Source organism: Martelella sp. FLE1502 (assembly GCF_053484255.1).
The window spans coordinates 174061-187790 of the sequence record NZ_JBAKFQ010000008.1; the positions used below are offsets into that span (position 1 = coordinate 174061).

At 61.4% G+C, this 13730-nt stretch carries 9 protein-coding genes; 4 read left to right on the top strand and 5 right to left on the bottom strand.

The features are described from left to right. Positions 1-495: 495 nt before the first annotated feature. The 4 genes from V6767_RS09565 (at position 496) to V6767_RS09580 (ending at position 7591) form a co-directional block, all read left to right on the top strand. Positions 496-840 (top strand): hypothetical protein, encoded by a 345-nt coding sequence (locus V6767_RS09565; protein WP_448473265.1) that lies wholly within the window; start codon positions 496-498, stop codon positions 838-840. 414 nt (positions 841-1254) lie between these two features. Next, positions 1255-2532 carry an NHLP bacteriocin system secretion protein gene (locus V6767_RS09570; protein WP_448473266.1) on the top strand — a complete coding sequence of 426 codons (1278 nt, stop codon included), beginning with the start codon at positions 1255-1257 and terminating at the stop codon, positions 2530-2532. A gap of 16 nt (positions 2533-2548) precedes the next feature. After that, positions 2549-4738: an NHLP family bacteriocin export ABC transporter peptidase/permease/ATPase subunit gene (locus V6767_RS09575; protein ID WP_448473267.1), complete on the top strand. Its 2190-nt coding sequence runs from the start codon at positions 2549-2551 to the stop codon at positions 4736-4738. A 12-nt stretch (positions 4739-4750) separates the two neighbouring features. Further along, positions 4751-7591: an NHLP bacteriocin export ABC transporter permease/ATPase subunit gene (locus V6767_RS09580; RefSeq protein ID WP_448473268.1), complete on the top strand. Its 2841-nt coding sequence runs from the start codon at positions 4751-4753 to the stop codon at positions 7589-7591. 434 nt (positions 7592-8025) lie between these two features. Here V6767_RS09580 and V6767_RS09585 read toward each other — a convergent pair whose 3' ends face one another. The 5 genes from V6767_RS09585 to V6767_RS09605 all read right to left on the bottom strand — a co-directional run bounded on the left by V6767_RS09585 (position 8026) and on the right by V6767_RS09605 (position 13487). Continuing rightward, the gene (locus V6767_RS09585; protein ID WP_448473269.1) at positions 8026-9312 is read right to left on the bottom strand and encodes a TRAP transporter large permease; all 1287 of its coding nucleotides are present in this window, start codon (positions 9310-9312) and stop codon (positions 8026-8028) included. After that, on the bottom strand, positions 9309-9836 hold the full coding sequence (locus V6767_RS09590; RefSeq protein ID WP_448473270.1) for a TRAP transporter small permease: 528 nt from the start codon (positions 9834-9836) through the stop codon (positions 9309-9311). Before V6767_RS09590 ends, V6767_RS09585 begins: the two co-directional genes overlap by 4 nt. Before the next feature lie 69 nt (positions 9837-9905). Continuing rightward, positions 9906-10976 carry a TRAP transporter substrate-binding protein gene (locus V6767_RS09595; protein ID WP_448473271.1) on the bottom strand — a complete coding sequence of 357 codons (1071 nt, stop codon included), beginning with the start codon at positions 10974-10976 and terminating at the stop codon, positions 9906-9908. A gap of 109 nt (positions 10977-11085) precedes the next feature. Continuing rightward, positions 11086-12705, bottom strand: coding sequence for an arylsulfatase (locus V6767_RS09600; RefSeq protein ID WP_448473272.1), 1620 nt, complete (start codon positions 12703-12705; stop codon positions 11086-11088). Between the two features lie 41 nt (positions 12706-12746). Further along, on the bottom strand, positions 12747-13487 hold the full coding sequence (locus V6767_RS09605) for a GntR family transcriptional regulator (protein ID WP_448473273.1): 741 nt from the start codon (positions 13485-13487) through the stop codon (positions 12747-12749). Between the last annotated feature and the right edge of the window lie 243 nt (positions 13488-13730).

A 13730-nucleotide genomic window follows, 5' to 3' on the forward strand; every position in this document is an offset into this window, starting at 1 on the left:
AAGCGCGGATTGACCTTCCAGACATCGACCGTCAGTCACGCCCGCCCTGGAGAACGGCAGCGAGAATATCCGGATTGTTACATAATGTTACTTTGAAACAAAATGTAACCCATTAAATCTATTTCATGGTCCATTTCTTATTTGATAATTTCTCTGATTTATATTACATTCAACGCATTGGACATCGATCGCGAACTTTTCTGGCTGGCGACAAGAGCGTGGCAAGCGAAAGAATTGCATAACGCAAAGAACGCCGCCGTATGAGTTAAAGATGCTGCCTGAGAAGCGCTGCGCTCTTGATCGCACAGAGGCGCGGATGTCGCCAAAGGCGCAGAATGGGTTGGCGGCGCGGCGTCCAAGGTTGGATCTGCGCTAGAGACCGGCGTTGGCGTAGTCGCCGAACATGTGTGGGATGACTGGTGCCGATAAGACAAAGCTGACTAAAGAAAACTCTCTCGGAATCTTTTGGAACAAATTAGCCTCAAGGAGGATGAAATGCCGAACGAAAACATGAACTCTCCGATCAAGACCGATGATACGGAAATCACAGAGCTGGGCGCTGAAGAACTGCAGAAAGCTGCAGGCGGAAGCATCTCAGGGGATATTTCGGATGCAACAAACTGGTTGGACGAACACCACAGCAGCACGGGGGCTGTTGCAGGAGCGGTTGCAGCAGGCGTGTTCATCGCGCCCGCAGCTGCGGCTGGTGCCGTGACTTTGGGGGTCGGTGTAACAGCCCTTGCCGTCGGCGCTACAGTCGGGGCTGGCGTCGGTGATGCTGTTGACGGCGCCGTCCACGGCGTCGATGATCTCGTCGATGAGGCGAAGAAGATATTCTGACACTTGCCAAAACGATCGGTCACGGGGTCGATCATGGTGCGCGGAATGTCGCCAGCGTTGCCACCAAAATTGCCGATTGGGTTGGTGAGGTCCCGTTGCCGCAAGCGATGCGCTCTCTTTCAGAGGACTTACGAGTCAAACAAAGACGAGGAGCAGGCTGGCGAGGAAAATGAAACCGCGCTTCGGAGCTTAATTCGCGAGACTTGCAAAGTGTCGCGGGTGGCAGAGACGATGTTAAATTTGAGCAGGCTCGCCGGTTTGTCATCCGGGTGCAACTCGTTCCGAAAATCCGCGCGTGTCTTGCGGCCTTGCGGCCGCGGGGCGATTGTTTGCCCTGCATCCTATCAAAATCGATCGCAGCATTCGGGCACGAAGAATATCGTGCTCCCGTAAGATGAAGAGTGCGCCAACTTCATGTCCAGTCCCGAAGAGCCCCGCAAACAGGTCTATCGCGAATCTGCTCTCAAACATCTACAGACCCCTGAAAGCACCGACAGTCTTATGCGTGTCGTCGGCCCGAGCGGCTGGGTCGTGGCGATCGCGATTGCGCTCGTCTTCTGCGGTGCGATCTACTGGAGCATTTTCGGAACGGTGACGACCTTTGTGCAAGGCAAGGGCATTCTCGGCCCGGCCTATGGCGAGACCCGCGATTTCGTGGCGACCCATTCCGGCATATTGCGCTCACTGCCGGTCCAACTCGGCGATACGATCGAAAAAGGCGAGCTTCTGGCGTCCATCGAGATCGTCTCGGTGGCCGAAGACAAACGCGAGGCGGAACGCACGCTGCGCTCACTGAAGACCGAGCAGGATCTTCTGGAAACCTACTGGAACAACCTGCTGCCGCAACAGCTGGCCGACCTCAAGCAGAAGGAACAGGATCTGGAGCGCCAGATCGCGTGGGACGAACAGCAGCTCGAGAGCCGCAAAAAAATTCTCGAAGGCTTCGAACAGGCCAGCAGCGATGGCGCGATCACGCCGCTGAGGCTTGAACAGGCGCGGGACGCATTCATCCAGGCATCCGCAAATCTGGATGGGAACAAATTCGACAAGGAGCAGCTTGCGGCCAAGCGGCTTGAGCTTGAAAACCAAAAGACCACGGCGTTTCAGGCGATGAGCGACCGGTTGCTGAAGGCCCAGGAAAACCTGGCCGATCTCGAGGACACGCTCGACAGCGGCGGAAAGGTGCTCTCGGACATGGCCGGACAGGTCATTGCAGTCGACGCCAGCATCGGCTCCTTTGTCCAGCCGGGATCGCCCATCGTGACGGTCCAGCCCGTCAACACCGACATCGAAGGGGTGTTTTTCGCCAATCCGCTGCACGGCAAGAAAGTTCTGGCGGGCATGGAGGTCAATGTTTCGCCCTCGACCGTCGAGGCGTCCCGTTTCGGCACCATCCGCGGAAAGGTCGTCTGGGTCAGCGAAGATCCGCAGAGCGACACCGCCGTCGCGCGTCAGCTTGGCAACGAAACGCTGGCAAAGGCGCTGGCAGGCAGCGAACCTCCGATCGCCTTCGGCGTTCAGCTTGAGAAGGACGCGGCCTCGCCCTCCGGCTTGAAATGGACCTCGGGGCACGGTCCGAATATGGAGGTCCGGACCGGCACTCTGGCCGATGCCGATGTCGCCGTGGAGCAGGTTCCGCCGATCGTTCTGGTGATCCCGGCTATCCGCCGAGTGCTCGGTCTCGATCAATGATCGGCGGAGCACGCGCATGACGAAACTGTTTTCGGCGCTGAGACCGGGAAGGATCTTTCGCAGCGCAAAGACGCCGACCATCCTGCAGATGGAAGCGGTCGAATGCGGCGCTGCCTGTCTCGCGATGGTGCTGGCCCATCACGGCCGATGGGTCCCTCTTGAAAGGTTGAGGCTCGAATGCGGCGTGTCGCGAAACGGCTCGAACGCCTGGAGCCTGATCGAGGCCGCCAGACGCTTCGGCTGTGAGGCCAAGGGGTTCAAGGTCGGACTGGAGCGACTGCGCGAGGTGACGCTGCCGGCCATCATCTTCTGGCGTTTCAATCACTTCGTCGTGCTGGAAAAGATCGACCGCAAGGGCGCCCAGATCAATGACCCGGCGCAGGGGCGCAGGCGCGTCGCATGGTCGGAAATGGATCGGGATTTCACGGGCATCGTGGTGACCATCAAGCCCGGGCCAGAATTCGAAACCGGCGGCGAGAAACCATCGGTGCTGCGCGAACTGAGGCAGCTCTCGCGCGGGACGGCAGGACCGTTCGCCTTCATATTGCTGGTGACGCTCCTGATGGTCATTCCCGGCATCGTGATACCGGCGCTCAGCAAGATCTATGTCGACGGCTTCCTTGTCGGCGGACAGGAGGACTGGGTCAGACCGCTGCTTGCGGCCTATGTCGTGGCCGGCGGGTTGAGCCTGCTTTTGAGTTGGCTGCAGAAGCACTACCTGATGCGGTTTTCCGCCAGAGTCAGCATCGACATGACGCGCAAGGTGCTGTGGCGCCTGCTGCATTTGCCGATGGACTTCTTCAGCCAGCGCTTTGCCGGCGACATTTCGAGCCGGCTTGGTTCCGCCAGCCGGGTCGCGTCGATGATCTCCGGCCCGCTGGCGTTCAGCATCGTCGGCATGATCTCGATCGTCGTCTATGGCGCTCTGATGTTTTCCTACAGCGTGCCGCTGGCCTCGCTCGTCGTCGCCATGGCCGTCATCAACCTGATTATGGCGCGGGTCGTCTGGCTGCGGCTGGAAAACGCGCGCCATCTACTGGCCAAAAACGGGGCGGAGCAGGCGTCCGCGATCATGAGCGGCCTGTCGGCGATCGAGACGGTCAAGGCCGCCGGGCTCGAGGATGATCTGTTTTCCCGCTGGGGCGGCCTTCAGGCCCAGCTCGTCTCGCTGTCGCAGACCATCGGGCGGCAGAACAACCTGCTCGGCCTGCTGCCGGGAACCCTTTCGGCGCTTGGGCATATCGCGATTCTCAGCCTCGGCGCGCTGTTCGTTCTGGACGGTCGGCTGACCGTGGGTGACCTCGTCGCGTTTCAGGTTCTGGTTGGCAGTTTCAACGGACCGATTTCGGGACTCGTGGGACTGGGTTCGTCATTGCAGACGACGCAGGTTGATCTCAACCGTCTCGATGACGTCATCAATTACGGTTCCGCCGAGCCGGCAGCGACAGCGGCTCGGCCGCAGGCCGTCACCGCCGCGGTAAGGCTCGTCGGCAAGGTCGAGCTTCGCAATGTCACCTTCGGATACAGCCGGCTTGAAAAGCCGCTGCTCGATGATTTCTCGCTGCTGTTGCAACCGGGCATGCGGATCGCGCTCGTCGGCGCCAGCGGCTCGGGAAAATCGACCGTCGGCAAGCTGGTCGCCGGGCTCTACCGACCATGGCAGGGCGAGATTTTCTTCGACGACATCCCCCTGCAACAGATCGACCGTCTGACGCTGACCTCGTCGCTCGGCGTGGTCAGTCAGGATATCAATGTCTTCAGCGGGACATTGCGGGACAATATCACGCTCTGGGATACATCGATCCCCGAACCCGCGATCAGCCGCGCGGTCGTCGATGCCTGCCTCGACCAATTGCCGCTGGTGCGCGAGCAGGGCATCGATGCCGCCTTGTCGGAAGCAGGACGCAATCTCAGCGGCGGCGAGCGCCAACGGCTCGAGATTGCCCGCGCTCTCGCGCGCGACCCCTCCGTGCTGATCATGGACGAGGCGACGTCGGCGCTCGACCCCGTCACCGAGCAGACCGTCGACATGAACCTGAGACGGCGCGGCTGCGCCTGCCTGATCGTCGCCCAGCGGCTCTCGACCATCCGCGACAGCGACGAGATCATCGTTCTCGATCAGGGCCGGATCGTCCAGCGCGGCACGCACGATAGATTGATAGCTGAGCCGGACGGGCACTATGCTCGCCTTGTGGCCGCTCACTGAGAAGCAGACCGGATGACCGACAGCCCGCAAACATACCTGCCACCGGCGCTTCGCAAGGCCCGCGACGCCGCCCGGATGCCGCGTGCCATTCCGCTCAATGAGGTTGATGGCGTCTTCGTTGTCCAAGAGGGCGCTGCCGATGTGTTCGCGGTCGATCCCAATACGCAGATCTACGGGCCGCTGCATCATCTCATGCGCCTTGCCGGCGGCGACGCATTCACCGGGCTGGCCGATGTCGTCTGGGACGGAGGCGCGCCCGATATCATCGTTGTCCCGGCGCCCGGTTGCCGCCTCGCCGCCACTGAAGAGGGGCCGTCCGGCGCGGGCGTCGATGCCTGGATCGGCCGCCTGCTGGCAGCCTGCCCATCCGCCCTGCCGCCGCGCGGCATCGCGCCATTACGCACCGGGCAGCATGTCTCGATACCGGCAGGGGCCGCGGTCTGCGCCGCCGGCACATTACTCTGGCTCGAGACGGGCGGCGTTCTCAAGTCAGGCGACGGGCGCGAGCTCGGGCCGGGTCTGGCGCCGTTGACGGCGGAATTCTGGGTCCAGGCGCAGGCCCCGGTCACGGCGCGGGTGTACGACAGCGCCGCGCTTGCCGAGGCAGGATGGCTGCAACGCGGGCGGGCGGAAGCGCTGCGCGTCGCGCTTTCAGGCATCGCAACGACGCTGGCCACAACTCGCCTTGACGGCGGGGACGACGTCTCGCGTCGCGACCAGACGGCGGAGTTGCGATTGAAGGCCGCCTCCGGCGAGGTGGCGGCGCTTCTTAATCGCAGGGCGAAACAGCCCGCCGGCACGCTCGCGCCCGATGCGCTGGCGCGCTGTGCGGCCCGCGTGGCGGCGGCGGATGGTATCCGGCTGAAGACCCAACGATCTCTTGTTAAAGGGGAGCGCGGCGAGGCGATCGCGGCAATCGCCCGGGCCAACCATGTGCGCTCCAGGCGCGCCCGGCTGCCGGAGGAATGGTGGCGCGGCGATCACGGCGCGTTTCTAGCCTTTACCGAAAGCGGCGAACCCGCCTGCCTCATTCCCGGCCGCTTCGGTTATCGTCATATCGATCCCGAGGGCCGCGAGCGCAAGGTCGGCAGGCAGTTTGCCGAAACGCTCGCGCCGGAAGCCTATATCTTCTATCGCCCGCTGCCGGACGGCAAGGTGACGTCGCGCATGCTGCTGGGCTTCGTGTTCCGCAACAATGTCCGGGCCTTCGCCACCATCCTGATCGCGTCGGCCTGCGCGTCGTTGCTGGCGCTGCTCACGCCGCTGGTATCCGGCCATATCTTCGATACGATCATCCCGAAAGCCGAATACGACCAGTTGCGCCAGGTCACCATCGTTCTGGTGGCGGCGGCGTTCGCCACGCTCGGCTTCGGCACGGCGCGGGCGCTGACGCAATTGCGCATGCGCGGCCGGATCGACGCAGTGGTGCAGAGCGCGGTCTGGGACCGGCTGCTGCGCCTGCCGGCCTCCTTCTTCCAGCAATACGAGGTCGGCGATCTCGCGAACCGCGCATCGGGGATCAACGCGCTCAGCCGGGCGCTCAGCGGCTCAACCCTTTCGGTCCTGTTCAGCGGTTTGTTCTCCACCGTCAGCCTGGCGATGATGCTCTATTATCAGCCCATGCTCGCCGGCATTGCCGTGGGCTTCGTGCTATTCGTCATTCTGATCAGTTCGGCTCTCGCGTATCTGCAACTGCTATACCAGCGCGAACAATACGAACTACGCGGAAAACTGTCCGCCAGAACCTTCCAGTTCGTATCCGGCATCGCCACGCTGAAGGTCAACGGAGCCGAAAGGCTGGCCTTTGCCGACTGGACCGAGCGCTTCGCCCGCGACATGCATTTCCGGCTGCGCTCCAACGTGCTGTCCTACAGCGAGGGGCTGCTGACAAGCGGGGTCCTCATCGTCTTCCATATCGTCGCGCTGGCGGTGTTCGCCTTTTATGTCGAGGACGTGTCGACCGGTACCTTCATCGCCTTCAATACGGCCTTCGGGCAGTTTTACGGCGGGCTTTCCGGCTTTGCCGGCGCGTTCGTCACGCTGATGTCGCTGAAGCCGCTCTATGAACGCACCGAACCCATTCTGGCGGGCGAGCCGGAGGTTTCGGGCGCGAAAATCGACCCCGGCGAGTTGAGCGGCCGGATCGTCGTCGCCCATGCCAGCTTCGCCTATGAGGCGGCCGGCCGGCCGATCCTCGACGATGTGAGCCTGGATATCCGGCCCGGCGAGTTCGTGGCAATCGTTGGCCCGTCGGGCAGCGGCAAGTCGACGCTGCTGCGCTTGCTGCTGGGCTTCGCGACGCCTCAAAAAGGCGGCGTCGCCTATGACGGTCACGACCTTGAAAAGCTCGATCCCGCCGCGCTGCGCCGGCAGATCGGCGTGGTTCTTCAGGATGGCAAGCTCCTGACCGGCAGCATTCGCGACAACATCACGGCCAACGGCATCTACACCGAGGCCGATATCGTGCAGGCCGTCAGGGATGCCGGTCTCGAGCGGGATATCAGAGCGATGCCGATGGGCCTGCAGACGCCGGTCGGCGAAGGCGCGGCAACCTTCTCGGGCGGGCAGAAGCAACGGCTGCTGATCGCGCGCGCCCTGGTGCGCAAGCCGCGCATCGTTCTGTTCGACGAGGCGACCAGCGCGCTCGACAATGTCACCCAGGCAGAGGTCAGCGCCGCGCTTGAACGCATGAAGGCGACGCGCATCATCATAGCGCATCGGCTTTCAACAATCCGCCATGCCGACCGCATTTATGTTCTCGAAAACGGCCGGATCGTCGAGAGCGGGAGCTATGACGAACTGCTCGCGCAGGATGGCGCTTTCACCGCGCTGGCCAACCGTCAGCTGGTTTGACTAGCGCCAAGTGGATTTCTTTTGTTGTGCGTCTGAACACTGGATCGTTTGGTATTGGTCTTTTCCGCTGTGATTCCCGGCTGGGAGCAGGAGAGGAAGAAGTTAAGACAACGGAGATTTTTGATCGACTAGAAAGCGTTTATTCTGAAGCAGGGCGATCACGGCGTGCCGTGGCCGAGATCTGCTGCAGTGTTGGAGATCAGTCAGGCGGCGTATATTAACTGGAAAGAATGTGCGGTCTTCAAGGGATTTGAACCTGCGATCCCGTCGTCACGGCAACTTTCTGCTTAGAATTCAAACTGCCCCTACATGAACTTGGCCTTCGCAGGGTGACAGAAAAGGTGGAGGCACTCACCGACTGCCCGGTACAGCTGACGGGCGCGTTCGGCTATTCGCCGGTCAGGTCTATGGCTCCCAAACTTTGCCGATTATCTCTAAAAGCCCATCATCCTCGGCAGCCAGAGATAGATCTGGGGAACGAAGGTGACGAGAAGGAGGATCATGGCCATCGCGACCAGATAGGGCATTGCCGTGGCAAACACCCTGTGGATCGGGACATTGGCAATGCCGCCTGCGATATAGAGGCAGAGGCCTACCGGCGGGGTCACCAGACCGAGCGCGAGCGCCAGGCACGTGACCAGCCCGAAATGGACGGGATCGACGCCGTAGCTTGCGGCGAGCGGCGCGAAGATCGGCACCAGCATGACCATGGCCGCCGCCTGCTCGATGAACAGGCCGATGACGAGGTAAATCACAAGCATCAGCGCCATGAACACAACCGGGCTGCTGGTGAAATCCGAGAGGAAGTTGGAGATGCCGCGCGGCACGCCCTCGATCGTCAGCCACCATGTCGAGACATTGCCGAAGGCGATGATGATCATGACCACGGCCGTGACGATGATGGTCCGCATCATCGCGCGGTGAACCAGAACCCAGTTCAGCTCACGGGTCACGAAGAAGCCAACCGCCAGCGCATAGACGATCGCTATACAGCCGGCCTCGGTCGGCGTCGCGATGCCGCCGACAACGCCGCCGACCATGATCAGCGGCAGGATCGCCGCAATCATGAAGCGACCGGTGATCCTGAGAACCTCACCGAAGCTGTAGCGCTGGCGGGAGACCGGATAGTTCTTCTTACGAACCAGAAACGCCGTCACGACCATCATCGAAAGCCCGAGCAGAACGCCCGGCACGACGCCGGCGAGAAAAAGCGCGGCAATCGAGACATTGCCGGCGGCAAAGGCGTAGATCAGCATCGGCAGGCTCGGCGGTATGACCGGGCCGACCACGGAACTGACCGCGGTCACGGAAGCGGCAAGGTCGGCCTCGCCATATTCATCCTTGGTGGCCTTGATCATCATCGCGCCGACGGCGCTGGTATCGGCAATCGCGGAACCGTTGATGCCGCCGAAGAACATGCTGACAAGGACATTGATCTGCAGCAGGCTGCCCTTGAAGCGGCCCACCAGAAGGCGGGAGAAATCGAGAAGCCGGCTCAAAATGCCGGAACCGCCCATCAGTTCGCCGGCCAGAATGAACAGCGGAATGGCGACCAGGGTGAACTTGTCGAGACCGGTCCATAGCCGCTGCGTGAACAGTTGCACCGGCTGATCCGTGAGCACGAACACGAAAAGGGTCGACAGGCCGAGCGCGAAGGCGATCGGAACCGCTGCGGCGATCAGCGCGATAAAGGCGATAAAATAAAGGGCAAGCGCGCTCATGTCGTCACCTCGCTCGGCTGAAACCGGATTTCGGGGTCCTGAAGTCTGATCCAGGTGGTGAGGTTGGTCTGGATAAGCGCGTAAAGCGCGCCGACGGCGACCGAGAAATAGGGGATCGCCATCGAGATGCCGAAGACGAAGGGATCATGGGAGTTGAGCCCGCTCAGCGCATTGAGCGTCCCGTAATAGGCAACCGTCGCGAACAGTACCGAAACCAGAACATTGATCCCGACAAGCAACGCCCTGGCGCTGCGCTGCGAGAATTTGATGACCAGCATATCAACGAGAACATGCTCGCCCCCCCGGATCGCAAGGCCAACGCCGAGAAAAGCCATCCATTGCAGGAAATACTTGGCGAGCGCATCGGCGAAATTCAGCGGATGGAACACCACGAAGCGCGAGAATACCGAAGCGCTGATGGTCACGACGATCGCGCCGAGCAGGGCGACGCAAAGGCCGCTCACGATACCCGCAAGCCACTTGTCGACCAGACGGACCGCGTTGGAGAAGCGGGATTGAGACATGATCAGGCCCCTGTTGATGATCCGGGCCGCCAGCGCGGCCCGGACGTCATATGGATTTTGAAAGAAAGATCAGCGGGTGTAGCCCCAGCCGCCATCGCCGACCGGACCGGCCTCCTGCTTGATGAGGTCGATCTTTTCCTGCGACATGCCTTCCTTGCCGACGAATTGCGGCCAGACCTTCTCGATGGTCATGTCGCGCACCTTGGCATATTCGGCATCCGGCAGGGCGTAGATTTCGACGCCCTCGGCCTTCATCTCCTCGATATTCTTGGTGATGTAGTCGGAAACGAAATCGACATGCCAGGCCTGAGCCTCGGCGGCGGCATCTTCGAGAACATCGCGCACCTCATCCGGCAGGGCTTCATACTTGTCCCGGTTAACCACCAGCACCGAGGCATAATTCTGGAAGTTGAGGTCCAGAATGTAGTTGATCAGATTGCCCTCGTGGAACTTGGCGGAGTAGAAGCTCGCATAGGGCACTGTCAGGCCGTCGACCATGCCGAGACGGACGGCCTCGGGCGTTTCCGGCCAGTCGACCGTGACGCCGGCAGCGCCCCAGGATTCATGCGAGGCGATCTCCAGCGGCGAGCGCGAGGCGCGGAATTTCATGCCGGCGAGATCGTCGGCGGTTTCGATCTTCTTCTTCGACGTGCCGACTTCGCGCGGGCCGCCGATCTCGAACGTCGCAAACCATTCCAGATTGACGGGTTCGAGTTCTTCGTTGACCTCTTCCTGAACGGCGTCGCTGCCCATGGCGTTGAGAAGCTGGTCGCGCGATTCGAACAGGAACGGGAAATGGAAGACCTCGAACGCCGGCGTGATCGACGCCAGGTTGGCGAAGGAATCCGCGGCAAAATCGATATGGCCGTTCTTCACCGCCTCGAAGGTCTCCACGCCCGAGCCAAGCTGGCCGCCATGGAACACCTCGATGGTGATCTTGCCGTCCGATTTCTCGTTCGCGAGTTCGGCGAACTTGTCGATGCCGAAGGCCGTGACATCGCTCGGCGACAGGACATTGGCCAGACGGAACGTATAGTCCTCCGTGATCTCCGCATGGGCTGGCGCAACGCCCGCCATCAGCAGGACCGACAAGGCCAGAAGGCCTGCCGGACGCATGGATTTAGTGGTGATGTTCCTCATGATTTCCTCCCAGGTTGGAACGTTTACGTCATTAAGTCTGTCGGTGCGCCGGGCCCTTCCTCCGGGTCCCGTCGCGGTTTCAGATTGCGCGGGGTCCTTGACCGCCGCGTCAGGCGTCTTCGTCTTCCCAGAACGCCGGTTCGCCGGCGTCCTTCATGATTTCCAGCACTTTCTCGCGCGGAATGACCCCGCAACGCGCGGCCCATTCGTCATACATGGCAGCCATGTCGCGCACCCGATCGGGGTGAAGGGCGGCCAGATCATTGAGCTCGGTGCGGTCGGCATTCATGTCGTAGAGCTCCCACTCCGCCGGGTAGTTGCGCACCAGCTTCCATTTGCCGTCACGCACCGCCGCATTGCCTTCATGCTCGAAGAACAGCGGTTTGCGGGTGGCCGTCGGATCGGTGAACGAAGGTACGAGGCTCGCCCCCTCGCAGGGCGGAACCGCGGCGCCGTTGCGCGTCTCGGGATAGGACGCGCCTGTGATCTCAAGGATCGTCGCCATCAGGTCCGGAAGCTGTCCGGGCGTGTGGCGGATGCCGCCCTTGTCGGCGATGCCTTCCGGCCAGTGAACGATCAGCGGGGTCGCGATGCCGCCTTCATGGGTCCAGTGTTTGTAATAGCGGAACGGCGCATTCGAGAGATTGGCCCAGGCCGTGCCGTAGCTCTGATAGGTATCCTCCGGGCCCGGCATGATCGACGTGTCGTTGCCGATCCGCACATCGCGGCCGTCGCGGGTCTTGTACTGTGCGATCATCAGCTGCTCGACAAGCTGCTTCGGATCGACATTTTCGGGAATATCCTCGGCGCAGCCGCCATTGTCGGACAGGAAGATCACAACCGTGTTGTCGGCCTGGCCGGTTTCTTCCAGCGCCTTCAGTATCCGCCCGATGCCCTGGTCCATCCGGTCGATCTGGGCGGCGTAGACCTCCATGCAGCGGATCAGCCATTCGCGGTCTTCGGCCTCTTCGAAGGGCGGTTGCGTCTCGTCGCGCGGGCTCAGCTTCCAGGAGGCATCAAGGATGCCGGCCTTGACAAGACGGTCGAGCCGCTCCTGGCGCAACGTGTCCCAGCCGGCATCGAAACGACCTTTGTATTTGGCGATATCCTCCGGATGCGCGTGCAGCGGCCAGTGCGGCGCGGTGTAAGCGACATACATGAAGAACGGCTGATCCGCATGCTCATCCTTATGTTCGTGCACATAGCGCGCGGCCTGATCGCTGATTGCGTCGGTGTAGAAGAATGCGGGATCTTCCACCGCCTCGTGCTCGATATTCTCATCGCCGCGCGTCAGCGTATTGGGATGATAGAAGCTGCCCGCCCCGATGATCGTGCCGTAAAACTTGTCGAAACCGCGCTGCATCGGCCAGGCGCCATTGGGCTTCTTCAGGTCCGAGGCGATGTGCCACTTCCCGCTCATATAGGAGCGATAATTGCTGCCCTTCAGCGCTTCCGGAATGGTGACGCAATCCTCGCTCAGATTGCCGGCATAGCCTTCCGGACCCATATCATAGGTCAGGACGCCGATGCCGGTCTGGTGCGGGTGCAGGCCGGTCATCAGCGAGGCGCGCGACGGGCTGCAGCGGGCGGTGTTATAGAACTGGGAATAGCGCAGGCCGTTCTGCGCGAGCCGGTCAAGGTTGGGGGTCTCGACCTCGCCGCCATAGCAGCCGATATCGGAATACCCCATATCGTCGTTGAGAATGATGATGACGTTCGGCTTGCTCATCGCGTGACATTACCTGTGCTGTTGAAACTGGGCCGGGCGGCTCAGAAGCCTCTCCGGCTCAAATTGATGGTTAACTGGAAGAAATCCGGGCGGTAGACGGCCCTCAGCAGTTCGAGCACCCGGCCCTCGGGGCCAAAAGTGGTCCGCTGCATTTCGATCAGGGCGGATGCCTGTTCGAGCTCCAGCGCCGCCTCGTCCTCGGCCGTGGAAATACGGGCGCTGATAGTCTGGACGGCGTCCTTGATCTCGAGACCGAGCTCTTCCTCGAACACCTGATACATCTTGATGGTAATGAGCTCGCGCTTGCTGAGCTCGATCCCGATATCCGGCGGATAGAAGGCGTGCTCGATCGCGATCGGCGTGTCGTCGGCATAGCGGATGCGCTTCAGCTCGTAGACCGCCCGCTCCTTCAGCAGCTCGCGCACTTCATCATCATGCTGGTGGGTCATGCCGTTCTGCAGGATCGCGGCGCCCGGGCGATAGCCGGCCTCCGCCATGATTTCCTGGAACCCCATCAGCCGGCCGACCCATCGCTCGGCGTAGTTGGGCCGCAAAAACGTGCCGCGCTTGGGGCTGCGGTCGAACATCCCGTCCTCGACAAGCGGCGCCAGCGCGTTGCGCACCGTGACCCGGCTAACGCCGAACCGCTCGACCAGTGCCGCCTCCGTCATCAACCGCCCGTTTTCATCAACGATCTCGCCGCTGATCGCCTGCTGGCGGATCAACTCGCGCACCTGTACATGCAGGGGCATATCGCTCGAAAATTGCGGCACTGTAGTCATGTGAACTCCTCCATGGGTATTTGTAGCTACATTTTAACCAATGTCAATATTTGTATTTTATTTTGTATTAAACGAAGTTGAACTACGTCAAAAGCACATGCCTCCCGACAGGCTTGATGCGTTCAAAACACAGGCGTCTTCTCAAAGATGGCAGAACCGAATGGAGAGAGGGGTTGCAGCTCTAACCACGATCGTGTCCCGCAGCGTGGTGTAGCTTCGGCGATTGCCGTGCCTTCCGGACGG